The organism is Nocardioides sp. NPDC057772, from assembly GCF_042798075.1.
In the GTDB taxonomy this organism is placed as follows: Bacteria; Actinomycetota; Actinomycetes; order Propionibacteriales; family Nocardioidaceae; genus Nocardioides.
Map to the genome: position 1 here is coordinate 1 of NZ_JBHVKN010000115.1, position 16,069 is coordinate 16,069.

Here is a 16,069-nt window from a genome sequence, read left to right on the forward strand (position 1 = left end):
CGTCCGAGGAGATGAACGCCGTGGGCGCGCTCGCGCTGGCCTGGCGACGGGAGAACGCCGAGCAGGCTCAGGACGTCGATCTCGCCGTCGCCGACGCCTTCGCCGGACAGGTGGCGGTGGCCATCCGGCTGGCGCAGAGCCGTGAGGAGCGCCAGCGGCTGGCGGTCTACGACGACCGCGACCGGATCGGCCGCGATCTGCACGACATCGTGATCCAGCGGCTCTTCGTCATCGGGCTGCGACTCCAGGGCGGCCTCAACCTGGCCGACAACCCGAAGCTGCGCGGCCGGCTCGACCAGGCCGTCGAGGACATCGACGAGACGATCCGCGACCTTCGGCGGGCGGTCTTCGAGCTCGGCGCCCCGGACCACAGCGGCGACATCCAGACGCAGGTCACCGATCTGGTCAACCGGGCCGCGACATCGCTCAAGTTCCGTCCGAAGCTCGCCTTCGAGGGACCGATCCGGCTGCGGACGCCTCCCGAGGTGGCCAAGGACGTGGTGGCGGTCCTCGGCGAGGCGCTGTCGAACACGGCCCGCCACGCGCGCGCCAGCGAGGTCGAGGTGTCGCTGACGGTGGGCACAGAGCTCGTGCTCCGGGTCCGCGACGACGGGGTGGGAATCCCCGACGCCGCGGTGGAGAGCGGGCTGGCCAACATGCGCCACCGCGCCGAGGCACACGGCGGTCGGTGCACCGTCGGGCCGGCAGAGCCGAACGGCACCGTGGTGGAGTGGTCGGTGCCGTTGAGCTGACCGCTCAGGCGCCGCCGAGGTCGGCCTCGTCGCCGATCATCAGGACCTTCATCGCTCCGGTGTCGGTCGCATCGGCGAAGGTGTCGTACGCCTCCTGGATCTCACCCAGGCCGAACCGGTGGGTCACCAGGTCGGGGAGCGCGAGCCGCCTCGCGGCGAGCATGGACAGGAGCATCGGTGTCGAGCTGGTGTCGACCAGACCGGTGGTGATGGTGACGTCGCGGTCCCACAGCGACTCGAGGCTCAGGACGGCGCTGCGCCCGTGCACGCCCACGTTGGCGACCCGGCCGCACGGGCGGACGAGCTCGGCGCACAGCTCGAAGGTCTCGGGCACGCCGACCGCCTCGATGGCGACGTCGACACCGTCGGAGGTGTTGCTCGTGACCCAGGCGCGTGCTCCTTCGGCATCGGTCAGGGTCACGTCGGCGCCGTAGACCTCGGCGGTCTTGCGCCGGGCCGGTGCCGGGTCCACCACGACGATCTGCAGCGGGCTGAAGAGCCGAGCGGTCGCGATCGCGGCGAGACCGATGGGGCCGGCACCGACGATCAGGACCGTGTCGCCCGGGGTGACCCGGCCGTTGCGTACCCCTACCTCGTACGAGGTCGGCAGGATGTCGGCGAGCAGGACGGCGGTCTCGTCGTCGACCTCGCGCGGCAGACGGTGCATCGAGTGGTCGGCGAACGGCACCCGGACACGCTCGGCCTGGGTGCCGTTGATCAGGTGGCCGAGCATCCATCCGCCGCCCCCGGTGCACCGGCCGTAGCTGCCGGTCCGGCAATAGCGGCACCGTCCGCAGCTGCTGATGCAGGAGATGAGCACGCGGTCACCCGGCGCGAAGTCGCGTACGCCGGGCCCGGTCTGCTCGACCACCCCGACCGCCTCGTGGCCGAGCACCGTCCCGGGCGCGACGCTCGGGACGTCGCCCTTGAGGATGTGCAGGTCGGTTCCGCAGATCGTGACGGCGTCGACACGAACGATCGCGTCCTCGGAATCCGTGATGACGGGATCGGGGACCTCGGTCCACTTCCGGGATCCGGGGCCGTCGTAGACGAGAGCTTTCATGGTTTCCTCCTGAGATCGGACTCATCCCGATCCTCGGCGGCTCGCGAAGGCTGGAGGAGTGCCATCGGCCACCACGCGAAGGGACTTGGTCCTGACGCCGGGCGCGGCGCGGGAATCTCGTGCGAAGGTGCTGCCATGGACGTACGCCAGGTGATGCCGTCATGGAGCCGCGGCTACCAACGGCGCTGGCTGTGGCCCGATCTTCTCGCCGGCGTGACGATCACCGCTTACCTGGTTCCTCAGGTGATGGCGTACGCCGAGCTGGCCGGTCTGCCGCCGGAGACCGGGCTGTGGGCTTGCGTCGGGGCGATGCTCGTCTACGGGCTGCTGGGGACGTCCCGGCTGCTCTCGGTCGGTCCGGAGTCGACCACGGCACTGATGACCGCGGCCGCGATCGGGGCCACCCCCGGTGCGGCGCGCGATCCGGCCGGGTTCGCGGCGACGCTCGCGCTGGTGGTGGCGGCGATCTGCGTCGCGGGCTGGCTGGCCCGGGTCTCGGTGCTCGCCGAGCTCTTCTCCAGGCCGGTGCTGGTCGGCTACATGGCCGGCATCGCCGCGCTGATGGTCGTCTCCCAGCTCGACAACCTCACCGGCGTCCGGATCGAGGGCGACAACGTGCTGACCGAGCTCGCGAGCTTCGTACGCAACCTCGACCAGGTGCACCTCCCGACCCTGCTGCTCGGTGTCGGCGCGGCCGCCGCGATGATCCTCGGCTCCGTCCTGGCTCCGCGGGCGCCGGTCGCGCTGCTCGGCATGCTCGCCGCCACCGGACTGGTCGCGCTGTTCGGCGAGGGGCACGGACTTCGTCTCGTCGGCGAGATCTCGATCCGGCCGCCGGCGCCCGGGTTGCCGGACCTGGACCTGGACAGCATCGTCGCGATGCTCGCCCCGGCGCTCGGGGTCGCCTTCGTCGGCTACACCGACAACATCCTCACCGGACGTGCCTTCGCGGGCCGCGACGAACGCGTCGACGCACGCCGGGAGCTGCTGGCGCTGGGTGGCGCCAACGTGGGCTCCGCGCTCCTGCACGGCTTCCCGGTGAGCAGCAGCGGCAGCCGGACCGCTATCGGTCACGCCGTCGGCGGACGCACCCAGCTGACCTCGTACGTCACCGCTGCCACGACCGTGGCGGCGGTGCTGTTCCTGGCGCCGGTCCTCGAGGCCTTCCCCGAGGCCGCGCTCGGCGCCGTCGTCGTCTACGCCGCCACCAAGCTCGTCGAGGTGGGCGAGCTGCGCCGGTTCGCCCGGTTCCGGCGCAGCGAGCTCGTCCTGGCGCTGGTCGCGACGGTTGCGGTGCTCGCCGCTGGGGTGATGTGGGGCGTGCTGATCGCGGTCGGGCTCTCGGTGCTCGACCTGCTGCGCCGGGTCGCGCATCCGCACGACGCGGTGCTGGGGCTCGTGCCCGGCCTCGCCGGCATGCACGACGTCGACGACTACCCCGACGCCGAGGAGGTGCCGGGACTGCTCGTCTACCGCTACGACTCGCCCCTCTTCTTCGCCAACGCGGAGGACTTCCGCACCCGTGCGCTCGCGGTGGTCGACGCCGCCGAGCGGCCGGTGGAGTGGTTCCTGCTGAACGTCGAGGCCAACGTCGAGGTGGACATCACCGCGGTCGACGCGCTCGAGTCGCTGCGCGCGGCACTCGCCGAGCGCGGCGTCGTCCTCGCGATCGCCCGCATCAAGCAGGACCTGCGCGATTCGCTGGCTCCGTCCGGGATCCTGGACAGGATCGGCGAGGAGCGTCTCTTCCCCACCCTCCCCACAGCCGTGGAGGCGTATCGCCGGCGCGAGCGGTGACCTCACGGACCAAGGTCCTCGGGGTGGAGCCCCGACGTCCCTGCCCTCTCACGGCCCGGCGGATGAGAGTGGATCCTGGGAGCGGCCGGACGTGCCGCGCCCAGGAGGAGACGACATGTCCGAGAACAACCGGATCCTGGTCGGGATCGACGGGGGAGAGGGCGGACGGGCAGCGATCGCCTACGCCGCCGCCGAGGCCGGGCTCGACGACGCCGACCTCTGGCTCATGCACGTGAGCCTGAGCGAGCCCGCTGACGTGATCCATCCCTACCCGTGGCTCTCGCAGGACAGCCGCAACTCCGGGATGCAGGTGTTGCGGAAGGCCGCGGACGAGGCCGCCACCTACGTGGGCGCCGACCATGTCAGCGGGACCCTTCTGGAGGGCAGAACCGTCCCCGGACTCGTCCACGCCGCCGCGAAGGCACGCCTGGTGGTGCTCGGCGACGACCGCAAGCACGGTCTGGAGCACATCGTCACGGGCTCGATCACCCACCGGGTCGCGGGCCATGCACCGGTCCCGGTCGTCGTGGTCCCGAGCGACTGGTCGGCAGAGGATCCCGCTCGCCGGGTCGTGGTCGCGGTCAAGGACTGCGAGAGCTCGGCAGGACTGATCGCTCAGGCGCTCAGGCACGCGGCGGACCGCGACGCGGAGCTGGTCGTGCTCCACGCCTGGCAGCTGGACACGGTCTATGACGACCTGACGCTGTCGCATCTGGACGTGACGGGGTGGGAGAAGGCCGCCCGACGCGCCCTCGACGAGGAACTCGACCGTGCCCGCCGACGGGCGCCGCACACGTCCGGGGTGAACGTGAGCATCGACATCCGCCACGGACAGCCCGCTCGGATGATCGCGGACGCGGCAGCAGACGCCGATCTCCTGGTCATCGGCCGACGTCGTCACTCCTTCCCGCTGGGTCGCCTGGGCAACACCGGGCGTGCAGTGCTTCGCGAGAGCCGGTGCCCGGTCGAGATCCACCCTCCCGTTCCCGACGTCATCACCGTGGACGACCTCGTCCTCGAGCACGACGGCCGGATCGAGAAGGCCGAGGAAGCACCCGCCCTCTGAGATCAGGAAGTGGAGAACGAGAGGCAGCCATGGCGACCACGGTGGTCGAGATCGAGCGGAAGTACGACGTGGACGAGCACGTCCCGTTTCCCGACCTGGTCGGTCTGCCCGATGCCGCCCGGGTCGATCCGCGGGCGCCCTTCATGTTGTCGGCGACGTACTACGATACCGAGGATCTCGACCTGATCCGGTCCGGGATCACGCTGCGCCGCCGCACCGGTGGCGAGGACGCGGGCTGGCATCTCGAGCTCCCGGTCAACGGGGAACGGCACGAGCTGCAGGTGCTTCTCGGCGACGTGAGCGAGGAGCCACCGCCGGAGCTGACCGCGATCCTGCGCGGTGTGGTGCGCGACCGGCCGCTCGTCGGTGTCGGGGCCGTCGACACCCGACGTACGTCGACGCTGCTCCGGGCAGCCGATGGTCGCCTGCTCGCCGAGGTGTCCGACGACCGGGTGACCGGTCGGCGTCTCGGCGCCGACCGGCGCGAGCCCGAGGGGTGGCGCGAGTGGGAGGTGGAGTTCGACGTGGACCGCGACGGGCTCGCCGACGAGCTCGAGCGCCGCCTGCTGGCTGCAGGCGCCCGGCCATCCGCACGTCGGGCCAAGCTGGCCCGGATCCTTGCCGCCACGTCGCCCCCGGCTCCCGGTGTCGCCACTCGGAAGTCGAAGCAGACGACCGCGAGCGCGGCGCTGGCGCCGTACCTTGCGACGCAGGTGGCTGAACTCGTCAGGCTCGACCCCCTGGTCCGGGCCGACGTCCCCGACGCGGTCCACAGGATGCGTGTGGCCGGCCGACGGGTCCGTGCGGTCCTGGGCACCTACCGTGGCATGTTCGACCGTGCGCGGACCGCACCGCTACGGGTCGAGGTCAAGTGGCTGGTCGACGAGCTCGGCCGTCCCCGCGACCTCGAGGTGCTGCGCGATCGTCTCGATGTCGTACTGGACAGCCGCGGCTCGACCGTCGGCGCGGACATCAGTGCCGAGCACGGTGCCGCGCACCGGGCAGCGGTAGAGGCGATGACGTCGCCCCGCTACTTCTCACTCATCGACTCGCTGCGAGACCTGATCGAGACGCCTGCCTGGTCGTCGCGTGCGGGGAAGCCCGCGCACAAGCAGCTCCGGGCCGCGCTCGTCAAGGACGTTCGGCACCTGGAGCGGGCCGTGGCCCGGGCGAGTCGGACCACCGGAACCCATGACCGGGCGCTACGGCTCCACGACGTCCGAAAGGCTGCCAAACGCATCCGATACTCGGTCGAGGCGGTCGAGGCGGTCGAGGCGGTCGTGCCGGTGTTCGGGGCGGGCGCCGAGCGGTTCGCCGCGATTCTCGCCGACATGCAAGAGGTGCTCGGCGACCATCACGACGCGGTAGTCACCCGGATCGAGGTGCTACAGCTCGCCGAGCGGCACCCGGATCTCTCGGTCGCGGCCGCACTGTCCGACCTCGATGCCGCAACAGCCGTTCAGGAGCACGCCTATGAACGTACGGTGCGCCGGCTCTTGAGACCGAAGTCGCGACGTTGGTTGCGATGAGCCGCGACCCGGGCTGGAATCGGCTCCAGCGAGCAGGGGCAGTCTCGGCAGCCCTTGCGTGTGTCATCTCGCGGTGACGCGGTTCACGACAGAGGCCGCCGAGATCGCGCGACGACTTGGGACTCCGGCAGCGCACTGTGATCCACTGGCCGGGCGCTCCCGGGCGCTCCCGGGCTGACTCGCGGCGCGCTCAGGAGAGGAGTACGCCGCCGTCGACCACGATCTGGGTGCCGGTCATGTAGGAGGACAGATCGGAGGCGAGGAACAGAGCGGCGCGTCCGATGTCGTCCGGCTCGCCGAAGCGGCCCATCGGGATCCGGGCGGTGAACCGCTCGATCAGCTCCGCCATGTCGACGCCCTTGGGCAGCTGCGCACCTTCCTGTGCATGTCTGACCCCGGGCGTGACGATGCCGCCGGGAGCGATCGCGTTCACCCAGATGCGGTGGGGAGCGAGCTCGAGCGCGACGTTCTTCGTGAAGCCCCACTCACCGTGCTTCGAGGCGTCGTAGTGCGCGAGGCCTGCGGAGGACGGGTGCAGCGCGTCGATGGAGGTGATGTTGATGATCCGGCCACCCTGTCCGCGCTCGATCATCCGCTCGGCCACCAGCTTCGTGCACAGGAAGACGCCGTTCAGGTTGATGTCGAGCACCCGTCGGAAGTCGTCGGCCGTCATGTTCATGACCAGGATGTTGGGATAGATCCCGGCGTTGTTGACCAGGATGTCGATCGCGTCGTACGCGTCGATCACGGTGTCGACCATCTGACGGACGCTCGTCTCGTCGGAGACGTCGACGGTCACCGGCATCGCCTCGAAGCCGTCGGCGACCAGCTGGTTCGCAGCTGACGCGGCGGCCTCCTCCTCGATGTCCGCCACCGCCACCCGTGCACCCGCCTCTGCGAGCCGGTAGGCGATTCCGAGGCCGATCCCCATCGCGCCGCCGGTGACGACGGCGCTCTTTCCCGTCAGGGTGATGAGGTCGTCGATCGGCCGCAGGTCCTGCTTCATCTCGTCCTCCTCCGTTGTGACGGTCAGCGGGGCCCGGTGATCTCGCGGGCCCGCAGCGTCGCCATCCGACGCTCGTACTCGTCCTCGTCGATCTCACCGCGCGCCAAACGCATCGCGAGCACGTCCTCGGGCGTGCTCGGTCCACCACTCAGCGGCCGGTCCTCGCGGAGGAACCGGCGCCCGAGCACAACTGCTGCGGTGATGACCAGTCCCCAGAAAAGAACCATGCTGACGGTCATCAGGGCATAGCCCCAACCGCCCATTCCCGAGCCGTACCAGTACATCATCGTGACCTCCGCGGATCATGTCTGCCTTGTATGCCTCGACACTGCGCCCCAGCTGTCCGGCGCTGCGAGTGTCCAACGGCTGAGCGAGCAGGGGCCTTGGTCCTTCATCGACAGGATCGTCGCCCCTTCGCGGGCCACTCGCCCGTGTGGAGAGTTGGCTTTCATGAGGCGTTGGGTGTGGTGCGTGGTGGCCGGCATGGTCGGCGTCGGTGGTCTGGTCGCGCTCATGTCGTGGTCGGTGGTGGCGACGGTCGCCTGGTGGCTGGCGGGCTGGCTGGTCGCGGTGGCGCTGTGGGTATGTCAGTGGCCCGAGAAGCAGCCGATCCAGTGGCGTGTGGTGCTCCTCAGGAGCCTGCCGTGGCCAACGGTCCCGCTGGCCGCCGGAGGGCTCGTCGTGGCGCTCGGAGTCGTGACCGCCCTGCTGGTGTCGGCGATGGGGCTGGCGGCGGCGTGGGAGGCGGGATGGCTCGACCGACGCGTCCGGGAGGAGCAGCCGGTGAGGCCCCGGAGGGCCGGGCGGCGTGCCCGGGCCGGCGACGTTGCACCGGCCGCAGTGATCCGTCCACGGATCGTGGACCCGGCCGAGGCGGTCCTGGAGATCCCCGACGAGGTGACCGACTCCGATCTGTGCATGGCCTGGCGCTCGAGCTATGTCGCCCTCGACCGGGCCGCCGACTCGGCCGAGAAGCTACGGGCCGTGCAGATCAGAGAGGTGCTCCTCGACGAGCTCGGGCGCCGTGACGCACCAGGCCTGGAGGCGTGGTTCCGCTCGGGGGCTCGCGCGGCAGGCTGGCCGGATCGCTATCTCCGGAGCGTACGGCCGCAACAGCGTGGAGGCGCGTCCTGAGCGAGCGCTGGGGCCAAGGTCCCGGAGGTCGGCACCGATGCCCCTGTCGCCGGCCCCACCTGTCCCGTGAGAGTCGGAGCGGGCCGGGCCGGAGGTGCCCGTGCCGAAGGAGGGTGGACATGTCCGAGACAGCACGGATCCTGGTCGGCATCGACGGCGGGGAAGGGGGTCGGGCGGCGCTCAGATACGCGGCTGCCGAGGCCGAGCGCAGGGGGGACGAGCTGTGGCTGGTCCACCTGGTGCCGCCTCCGACCGTCCCCGGGGTCATCGACCCGTACGTCGGGCAGACAGCTATCAGCCACGACCGTGAGATCGGGGCAGGCCTGCTGGAGAGGGCGGCGAAGGAGGCGATGACCCTGGCGCCGGCCGACCGCGTCACCTCGACGCTGGTGCGCGGTGACGCCGCCGACGGGCTCGTCCAGATGGCGGCGGCGACGCGGCTCGTCGTGCTCGGCGGCCAGCACCGCTCCGTCGTCGAGCGGATTTTCACCGGCTCGGTGGTCAACCGGGTCGCCGGGCACGCACCCGTCGCGGTCGCCGTCGTCCCGGAGGGGTGGCCCTCGGGCGCCGGAGCCGACCGTGTCGTCGTCGCGGTCAAGGACTGCGACGACGCCGCCGGGCTGGTCGCCCGGGCGATGAGCGAAGCCGCTGCCCGCGGCGCCGAGCTGGTCGTCCTCCATGTCTGGCAGGTGCCCGTCCCGTACGACAGCCCGGCCATCTCGCAACGCGAGCTGGCCGAGTGCGATGCCGCGCTCCGCAGGGAGCTCGAGCAGACGCTCGACCGGGCCCGAAACCACCGGTCAGCGCCTGAGGTGCTGGTCGAGACTCGTGTCGAGGTGCGCCGGGGTCAGCCGGCGCAGGTGATCGCCGCCGCCGCGGCCGAGTCCGACCTGCTGGTCATCGGCCGCCGTCGGCACGCGTTCCCCGCCGGTCGCCTGGGGAGCACCGGCCGGGCGCTGCTGCGCGAGAGCCGCTGTCCCGTCGAGGTGCTGCCTCCGGTTTTCGACATCGTCGAGACGGACGAGGCCTCGGCGTCGCGGCCGGCGGAGATGGCCGGCTCGTGACGCACGGTCGACCGTCCCGTCGCCCCGGGGACGAAGGGCCTGCCGCGCACGGACCCCGTTCCCTCGCTGCGAGGGCGTCGGCGGCGGTTGGCTGAAGGTGTCCGGCCACGACGGGCCGGCGCGACCGATGGAGGGATCATGACCTCAATCTCCACACCCGGCGCCACGACGACGCTGCCCGGGCACTTCCCGTTGCCCGCCGCGCGGCTGCTCGCGACGCTGCGGATCGCCTTCGGGCTCACGTTCCTGTGGGCCTTCTTCGACAAGCTGCTCGCGCTGGGCTTCCACACCGGTGCGATCACCAACGAGGCCGGAACCCGCACGGGCATCGACTTCTTCGCCAAGGATGCGGCCTGGATCAACGGCGGCAGCCCCACCGATGGCTACCTGTCCAACGTGCCCGAGCACAACTGGCTCCAGGGCATGTGGAACGACATGGCCGGTCAGTGGTGGGTCGACGGGCTGTTCATGCTCGGACTGCTCGGCGTGGGGCTCACCCTGACGTTCGGCATCGGTATGCGGATCGGAGCCGTCGCCGGCGCGGCGATGTACGTGCTGATGTGGTTCGCGAGCTTCCCGCTCGAGAACCACCCGATCATCGACGACCACCTCCTCGGTGCGCTCACCGTGGGCGTGCTGGCGATGACGTACGCCGGCGACACCTGGGGCTTCGGCAAGCAGTGGGCCCGCAGGCCGGTCGTCATGCACCACCCGTGGCTGCGGTGACCCGCGCCGAGCCGTGAGTCGTATCCCAACCCCGGACAGTGAAGGTCTGAACATGAGCTACACACGTACGTTCGGGGAGGTCGGCATCGCCGATGTCCCCCTCGTCGGCGGCAAGAACGCGTCTCTCGGTGAGATGTATCGCCGCCTTCACGACCGCGACATCCGCGTGCCCGACGGGTTCGCCGTCACGGCCGACGGCTATCGCCACTTCCTGCGTGCCTCGGGCACCGACTCGGCACTCGCGACGGTCTTCGCCGACCTCGACGTCGACGATCGCGAGAACCTCGCCGAGCGGGCCGGCCGGGCACGCCGCCTGCTGCTCTCCGCGGAGCTGCCCCCGGACCTGGCCGACGAGATCCGGGCGGGCTACCAGGCCCTTCGGGACGAGTACGGCGATGATGTGACGCTCGCGGTCAGGTCTTCGGCCACGGCCGAGGACCTCCCGGACGCGAGCTTCGCCGGACAGCACGAGTCGTTCCTGCACATCCAGGGCGAGGAGGCACTGCTCGACGCCGTGCACCGCTGCTTCGCCTCGATCTTCACCGACCGGGCGGTCGACTACCGCGCACGGCATGGTTACGACCAGCTGTCGGTGGCGCTGTCGGTCGGGGTGATGAAGATGGTGCGCTCTGACATTGCCTGCTCCGGGGTCTCGTTCACGCTCGACACCGAGTCGGGGTTCCGGGACGTCGTCTTCGTGACCGGCTCCTACGGTCTCGGGGAGAACGTCGTCCAGGGGTTGGTCGAGCCCGACGAGTTCTACGTGCACAAGCCGACGTACGCAGCCGGCCACCGCGCCGTGCTGAGCCGCCGCCTGGGAAGCAAGGCGGTGCGGATGGTGCTGGGGGAGACGGCGCTGGTGGGTCCGGTACGAAACGAGCTCACGCCTCCGGAGGACCGCGGCCGCTTCTGCCTCACCGACGAGGAGGTGCTCGAGCTGGCCGGCGCGGCGATGACGATCGAGCGTCACTACGGCAAGCCCATGGACATCGAGTGGGCCAAGGACGGCACCGACGGCCTGCTGTACGTCGTCCAGGCACGCCCCGAGACGGTCGCTGCCCGGCGCCGGCCGACCGCGACCACCCGATACGTGGTCGAGGCGCACGGCGACCTGATCACGACCGGCCGAGCCGTCGGTGCGAGGGTCGCGGCGGGCAGTGCCCGGATCGTCCGCGGGATCGAGGACGACGGCGGCTTCACCTCCGGCGACGTGCTGGTCGCACCGAGCACCAGCCCCGATTGGGAGCCGCTGATGAAGATCGCCTCCGCGGTCGTCACCGAGCACGGCGGTCGCACCTGTCACGCCGCCATCGTCGCCCGCGAGCTCGGTATCCCGGCCGTGGTCGGCACCGGCGACGCGACCAGCACCATCATCGAGGGCGAGGAGGTCACCGTCTCCTGCGCCGAGGGCGACGAGGGCCATGTCTATCGCGGCTTGGCCGACTTCCACGCGAACGACGTCGACACCGTGCTGACGGCGCGTCCGCGGACGCAGGTCATGCTCAACCTCGGCAACCCCGGAATCGCGTTCGAGTCGTCCTTCCTGCCCAACGACGGGGTCGGCCTGGCGCGGATGGAGTTCATCCTCGCCGAGCACGTGCGCGTGCACCCGCTCGCCGCTCTCCACCCGGAGCGCATCGCCGATGCCGGGCAGCGCGCGGAGGTCGAGCGCCTCGTCGGGGAGGACGGTGCGGCGTACGTCGTCGAGCGGCTGGCCGAGGGCATCGGCACGATCGCCGCCGCCTTCTATCCCAAGCCCGTCGTCGTGCGGCTCTCCGACTTCAAGACCAACGAGTACGCCACCCTCCTCGGCGGATCGGCCTTCGAGCCCGACGAGGCCAACCCCATGCTCGGCTTCCGCGGTGCCGCCCGCTACGCGCACCCGGCCTACACCGAGGGATTCGCCCTCGAGTGCGCCGCGCTGCGCCGGGTCCGGGAGGGGATGGGTCTGGGCAACGTCGTCGTGATGGTGCCGTTCGTGCGCCGCCTCGACGAGGCCGATCGCGTGCTCGCGCGGATGGCCGAGCTCGGTCTGCGGCGCGGCGAGCACGGCCTGAAGGTCTTTGCGATGTGTGAGATCCCCGCGAACGTCATCCTGGTCGACGAGTTCGCCGAGCGGTTCGACGGGTTCTCCATCGGCAGCAACGACCTGACCCAGCTCACCCTCGGCGTCGACCGCGACAGCGAGCTGGTCGCCTTCGACTACGACGAGCGCGACCCGGCGGTGCAACGGATGATCGCCCTCGCCGTCGAGGGCTGCCGGCGCAACGGCATTCACTCCGGCATCTGCGGCCAGGCGCCCTCCGACCATCCGGAGGTCGTCCGTGTCCTGGTCGGGCTCGGGATCGACTCGGTCAGCGTCACCCCGGACTCCGTGGTCGCCGTGACACAGACGGTCCTCGCGGCCGAGGAGGAGTCGTGATGAGCGACCAAAGGCCTTTCGCTGAGGTCGAGGGTCCCTGTCGAGGGACGGCCTCGCGGAGCGACGCTGGAACCATGGCTGAAGTAATCAAGGAGACCAGGAACCTCGTCCTCGCTGGAGTCGACGGCACCGAGGCCGGAATCGCTGCCGCCCGCTACGCCGCCGCGGAGGCGGTCCGGTCCAACTCCGCGCTGCACCTGGTCTACGTGGTGGACCCGTACGCGCCACCGCTGCCGACCTGGCCGCCGGCCCACACCGACCCCGACTCGAGGATGGGAAAGCTCGGTCGAGCGATCCTGGCCGAAGCGGAGGAGGCGGTTGCCAGCAGCGGTGCGGTCGTGAGCACGTACCTGCTGCTCGGGAGCCCGGCGTCGGTGTTGGCCCAGGAGGCGGCCCGGGCGCGACTTCTGGTGCTCGGTGACCAGCCGCGCACCCGGTTCGACCGGATCATCACCTCATCGATCATCGGGCCGGTCGCGGCCCACTCGCCGGTGCCGGTGGTCGTCGTCCCGTCGGCCTGGCCGCGGAACGGGTCGCCCCGCGAGATCGTCGTCGGCGTCCATGACGCGGCGACGTCCGTCGCCCTCGTACGCCGCGGGCTGGAGGTCGCGGCCGCACACGGCGCCGCGCTACGGCTCCTGCACGCCTGGCACACGTTCGGGGCGTACCAGGACTACCTCACCGTCGGCAGCGAGGAGAAGGCCTGGACGGCCCGGGCCGAGCAGGAGGTCGGGGCAGCCCTCGAGGCGGCCCGTGCCGAGTGCGGTCCGGAGGCGGCAGCCGTCGACGTACGCGTCGAGGTGGTGCACGCCCAGACCGCCTATGCGCTGGTGCAGGCGTCCCGCCGGGCCGAGCTGCTGATCCTGGGCCGTTCCCGTCACTTCCTCGGGTTCGGGCACCTGGGCGGGACCGCTCGGGCGGTGCTTCGTGAGAGCAGCTGCCCGGTCGAGATCGACCCCTACGTGGCCCCGGCGTTCGAGGGGGACGCCGGGACCACGGGCGAGCTCACGGCGGATGACGAGCCGGCCGGTGCCGGACGACGGTCATGAAGGAGAAGACGATGTATCTCGCAGCACGCTGGTTCCCCGGTCACCTGACCGAGATGGGCCGGGCCGAATGTCTTGAGCTGCTGGACCGCACCGAGGTCGGCCGGGTCGCGTTCGGCGACCCGGACGGACCGCTGGTCCTGCCGGTCAACCACGTCTTGGTGGGTGACCGGATCGTGTTCCGCACCGCCCCGCGGACCGCTGTCTCGAACCATGTGGGCTCCGGACAGGTGTCATACCAGATCGACGAGTTCGACACCTATACGTCCTCGGGCTGGAGCGTGCTGGTTCGCGGGACCGCGGAGTTCGTCGACGGCGTCTGGCTGAGGGCGCACGACCTCGAGCCGGAGCCATGGGCCAACGGCCGACGGACCCTGTTCGTGTGCATCACGCCGGCCGAGATCACCGGCCGCCGCGTGGTGCCGACCTGAGCCGTACGCGGCAGACGCGTAGAGCCGAAGGAGTCGAGATGACGTACGCAACGATCCCTGAGGGCGCCGTGCTGGTCGGCGTCGAAAACTGGCCGGAGGCCACCGAGAGCGTGTCCTGGGCGGCCGAGCAGGCTTTCCGGGACGGGCGCGACCTGTGCCTGTTTCACGTGGTCTCCGCCTCGACCCTCGACACCCCGCCCGGGTTCCGTGCAGGCGCGCCCTCGGAGCCGGAACAGGACTACGGAGCGACCGTGCTGGCCCGCGCCAGCCGCTATGCCGACCGCCGCCTCGACGAACTCTCCAGGGCCCCCGCGTTCGCCGGACGCCGACGTCCGGAGGTGAGCGTGGAGCTGGAGGCCGGGCCCGTGGCGCATGAACTGGACGCCGCCTCCGCCCACGCGTCCTTGCTGGTGCTCGGCTCACGGGGCAGAGGTCCGATCAGCAGCCGGATCCTCGGCTCGGTCAGCAGGTCCACGGTCAAGGACGCGCGCTGTCCCGTGGTCGTGCTGCGCCCCGGTGACGGGGGAGTTGGCCGCGGTGTGCTCGTCGGCATCGACGGGACGTCTGACTCGATCCCCGCCCTCGAGTTCGCCTTCGACCAGGCCGCGCAGCGCAACCTGCCGGTGACGGTGCTGTACTGCTACCACGCCGGCGGCCCGAACGGCACCGACGACGACCGGGTCCTGGTAGCGGAGTGCGTCGCCGGGCTGCGCGAACGCTATCCGGACCTTCACCCGCGCCTGCGGATCCAGTCCGGAAGCCTCGCTCACGCGCTCGCCGAGCAGACCCGAACCATGCACATGGTCGTGGTCGCCGGCACCGGAGGGACGGCCGGCCATCTGCTGGACCACGCACACGGCGTGGTCGCCGTGGTGCCGACCAGCTACTCGCGAGCCGGCACCACCCCTCCGGCCACGGCCGTCTGAGGCCGTACGTCCGGGGCCTGTGCGGCGAGAGCACGGCGGATTCGGGCGACCGGGCCGGGGCTGTCGATGCCGACGGCCCCTACCTCGTGTCCGTCGCGCAGGTAGACGATGAACCCGGGCTCGCGCTCCTCCTCGTCGGCTGCCGTCGTGTCGCCGACGACCTGGATCCGGTGCCCGTGCCAGGTCGACCAGGCGAACGGGACGGAGGCGAAGGCCTCGCCGGACCCGGCGGCGTTGGCTCCGGCGACCCGGCCCTGCTCACCGGCGGCGGTCCAGTGCTCGCTTCGCTCGCCGTCGACGCAGGCCACGTCTCCCGCGGCCCAGACGTCGGGAGCGCTGGTGGCCAGCCTGCGGTTGCAGAGGACCCCTCCGGTGCGTACGTCCAGGGCGACGTTGCTGCCGGCGAGCCATGCCGTCGCCGGGTGGGCGCCGATGCCCAGGACGACGGTGTCGGCCGTCAGGGTCTCACCGGTGCTCAGCTCGACCGCGTCGACGCCACGGTCCGACGCGGTGTCCTGAGCCTGTCGAAGGCTGCGTACGCCGGAGACGGTGGTCCTGGTGAGCAGCCGGACGCCGGCCTCGGCATGCAGCTCCATCAACCGCCCGGCGGCGCGCGGACCGACCGCACGCTCCAGCGGCCGACCGCTCGCTTCGACCACGGTGACCTCGATGCCGCGGGCGCGGGCCGCAGAGGCGATCTCGGAGCCGATGAACCCGGCCCCGAGGATCACCACCCTTCGCGAGCGGGCCAGGGAGTCGCGTACGGCGAGCGCGTCGTCGTAGCGGCGGAGCACGTGCACCCCGGGGAGCCCGGTCAGTCCGGGCAGGGTCCTGGCGGTGCTGCCGGTGGCGATCACGAGCGCGTCGTAGCCGAGCTCCCCGGCGCTGGTGGCCACGGTGCGGCGCTCGGTGTCGAGGCCGTGGACCCGCACCCCGGCGAGATGCTGGACCCGCAGCTCCTCGAGCACCTCGCTCGACCGCAGCACCGGCACGTCGGGCTGCTCCTCGCCGGTGAGCGCCGCCTTGGACAGCGGCGGCCGGTCGTAGGGCGGGTGCGGCTCGTCGCCGACGATCGTGATCGGCCCGGACCAGCCGGCTCCGCGCGCC

Annotated in this window: 15 protein-coding genes; 11 read left to right on the top strand and 4 right to left on the bottom strand. The window is 71.2% G+C overall.

What is annotated here, in order from left to right; all coding sequences use genetic code 11:
* Positions 1-752 (top strand): sensor histidine kinase (locus tag ACFVJS_RS17910; RefSeq protein WP_378882888.1); only part of this gene is annotated, 752 nt, incomplete at its 5' end.
* 4 nt (positions 753-756) lie between these two features.
* Here the strand turns inward: ACFVJS_RS17910 and ACFVJS_RS17915 are convergent.
* Positions 757-1,815, bottom strand: a complete 1,059-nt coding sequence (locus ACFVJS_RS17915; RefSeq protein ID WP_378882892.1) for an alcohol dehydrogenase catalytic domain-containing protein — start codon at positions 1,813-1,815, stop codon at positions 757-759.
* Between the two features lie 135 nt (positions 1,816-1,950).
* On the opposite strand from ACFVJS_RS17915, the gene ACFVJS_RS17920 reads away from it, so the two are divergent.
* The 3 genes from ACFVJS_RS17920 (at position 1,951) to ACFVJS_RS17930 (ending at position 6,207) form a co-directional block, all read left to right on the top strand.
* Positions 1,951-3,612 (top strand): SulP family inorganic anion transporter, encoded by a 1,662-nt coding sequence (locus ACFVJS_RS17920; RefSeq protein WP_378882895.1) that lies wholly within the window; start codon positions 1,951-1,953, stop codon positions 3,610-3,612.
* A 115-nt stretch (positions 3,613-3,727) separates the two neighbouring features.
* Complete coding sequence (locus tag ACFVJS_RS17925; RefSeq protein ID WP_378882897.1) at positions 3,728-4,678, top strand: universal stress protein; 951 nt, start codon at positions 3,728-3,730, stop codon at positions 4,676-4,678.
* A gap of 29 nt (positions 4,679-4,707) precedes the next feature.
* A complete protein-coding gene (locus ACFVJS_RS17930) occupies positions 4,708-6,207 on the top strand; it encodes a CHAD domain-containing protein (RefSeq protein ID WP_378882900.1) in 1,500 nt (499 codons plus the stop codon).
* A gap of 190 nt (positions 6,208-6,397) precedes the next feature.
* Here the strand turns inward: ACFVJS_RS17930 and ACFVJS_RS17935 are convergent, their stop codons facing one another.
* Both ACFVJS_RS17935 and ACFVJS_RS17940 read right to left on the bottom strand, forming a co-directional pair.
* The gene (locus tag ACFVJS_RS17935) at positions 6,398-7,213 is read right to left on the bottom strand and encodes an SDR family NAD(P)-dependent oxidoreductase (RefSeq protein ID WP_378882903.1); all 816 of its coding nucleotides are present in this window, start codon (positions 7,211-7,213) and stop codon (positions 6,398-6,400) included.
* Positions 7,214-7,236: 23 nt separating this feature from the next.
* Entirely contained in the window at positions 7,237-7,500 is a 264-nt protein-coding gene (locus ACFVJS_RS17940) for an SHOCT domain-containing protein (protein WP_378882905.1), read from the bottom strand.
* 163 nt (positions 7,501-7,663) lie between these two features.
* Here ACFVJS_RS17940 and ACFVJS_RS17945 point away from each other — a divergent pair, with 163 nt between their 5' ends.
* From ACFVJS_RS17945 to ACFVJS_RS17975, 7 genes are all read left to right on the top strand, one after another.
* Entirely contained in the window at positions 7,664-8,347 is a 684-nt protein-coding gene (locus ACFVJS_RS17945; RefSeq protein WP_378882908.1) for a hypothetical protein, read from the top strand.
* Between the two features lie 119 nt (positions 8,348-8,466).
* Positions 8,467-9,411 (top strand): universal stress protein, encoded by a 945-nt coding sequence (locus ACFVJS_RS17950; RefSeq protein ID WP_378882911.1) that lies wholly within the window; start codon positions 8,467-8,469, stop codon positions 9,409-9,411.
* 138 nt (positions 9,412-9,549) lie between these two features.
* Positions 9,550-10,137: a hypothetical protein gene (locus tag ACFVJS_RS17955; protein WP_378882914.1), complete on the top strand. Its 588-nt coding sequence runs from the start codon at positions 9,550-9,552 to the stop codon at positions 10,135-10,137.
* A gap of 52 nt (positions 10,138-10,189) precedes the next feature.
* Complete coding sequence (ppsA, locus tag ACFVJS_RS17960) at positions 10,190-12,559, top strand: phosphoenolpyruvate synthase (RefSeq protein WP_378882917.1); 2,370 nt, start codon at positions 10,190-10,192, stop codon at positions 12,557-12,559.
* Positions 12,560-12,633: 74 nt separating this feature from the next.
* Positions 12,634-13,608, top strand: a complete 975-nt coding sequence (locus ACFVJS_RS17965; RefSeq protein WP_378882919.1) for a universal stress protein — start codon at positions 12,634-12,636, stop codon at positions 13,606-13,608.
* 11 nt (positions 13,609-13,619) lie between these two features.
* Positions 13,620-14,036: a pyridoxamine 5'-phosphate oxidase family protein gene (locus tag ACFVJS_RS17970; protein WP_378882921.1), complete on the top strand. Its 417-nt coding sequence runs from the start codon at positions 13,620-13,622 to the stop codon at positions 14,034-14,036.
* Positions 14,037-14,074: 38 nt separating this feature from the next.
* Positions 14,075-14,962 (top strand): universal stress protein, encoded by an 888-nt coding sequence (locus ACFVJS_RS17975; RefSeq protein WP_378882924.1) that lies wholly within the window; start codon positions 14,075-14,077, stop codon positions 14,960-14,962.
* On the opposite strand, the gene ACFVJS_RS17980 is transcribed toward ACFVJS_RS17975, so the two are convergent.
* Positions 14,920-16,069 (bottom strand): NAD(P)/FAD-dependent oxidoreductase (locus ACFVJS_RS17980; RefSeq protein WP_378882927.1); only part of this gene is annotated, 1,150 nt, incomplete at its 5' end. The genes ACFVJS_RS17975 and ACFVJS_RS17980 overlap by 43 nt on opposite strands.

What these genes read in the sequence shown, in the direction of transcription:
- ACFVJS_RS17930 (WP_378882900.1), top strand. Translation starts at nt 4,708, where the DNA reads ATGGCGACCACGGTGGTCGAGATCGAGCGGAAGTACGACGTGGACGAG.
- ACFVJS_RS17975 (WP_378882924.1), top strand. Translation starts at nt 14,075, where the DNA reads ATGACGTACGCAACGATCCCTGAGGGCGCCGTGCTGGTCGGCGTCGAA.
- ACFVJS_RS17950 (WP_378882911.1), top strand. Translation starts at nt 8,467, where the DNA reads ATGTCCGAGACAGCACGGATCCTGGTCGGCATCGACGGCGGGGAAGGG.
- ACFVJS_RS17925 (WP_378882897.1), top strand. Translation starts at nt 3,728, where the DNA reads ATGTCCGAGAACAACCGGATCCTGGTCGGGATCGACGGGGGAGAGGGC.
- ACFVJS_RS17940 (WP_378882905.1), bottom strand. Translation starts at nt 7,500, where the DNA reads ATGATGTACTGGTACGGCTCGGGAATGGGCGGTTGGGGCTATGCCCTG.
- ACFVJS_RS17920 (WP_378882895.1), top strand. Translation starts at nt 1,951, where the DNA reads ATGGACGTACGCCAGGTGATGCCGTCATGGAGCCGCGGCTACCAACGG.
- ACFVJS_RS17955 (WP_378882914.1), top strand. Translation starts at nt 9,550, where the DNA reads ATGACCTCAATCTCCACACCCGGCGCCACGACGACGCTGCCCGGGCAC.
- ACFVJS_RS17945 (WP_378882908.1), top strand. Translation starts at nt 7,664, where the DNA reads ATGAGGCGTTGGGTGTGGTGCGTGGTGGCCGGCATGGTCGGCGTCGGT.
- ppsA (WP_378882917.1), top strand. Translation starts at nt 10,190, where the DNA reads ATGAGCTACACACGTACGTTCGGGGAGGTCGGCATCGCCGATGTCCCC.
- ACFVJS_RS17970 (WP_378882921.1), top strand. Translation starts at nt 13,620, where the DNA reads ATGTATCTCGCAGCACGCTGGTTCCCCGGTCACCTGACCGAGATGGGC.
- ACFVJS_RS17965 (WP_378882919.1), top strand. Translation starts at nt 12,634, where the DNA reads ATGGCTGAAGTAATCAAGGAGACCAGGAACCTCGTCCTCGCTGGAGTC.
- ACFVJS_RS17935 (WP_378882903.1), bottom strand. Translation starts at nt 7,213, where the DNA reads ATGAAGCAGGACCTGCGGCCGATCGACGACCTCATCACCCTGACGGGA.
- ACFVJS_RS17915 (WP_378882892.1), bottom strand. Translation starts at nt 1,815, where the DNA reads ATGAAAGCTCTCGTCTACGACGGCCCCGGATCCCGGAAGTGGACCGAG.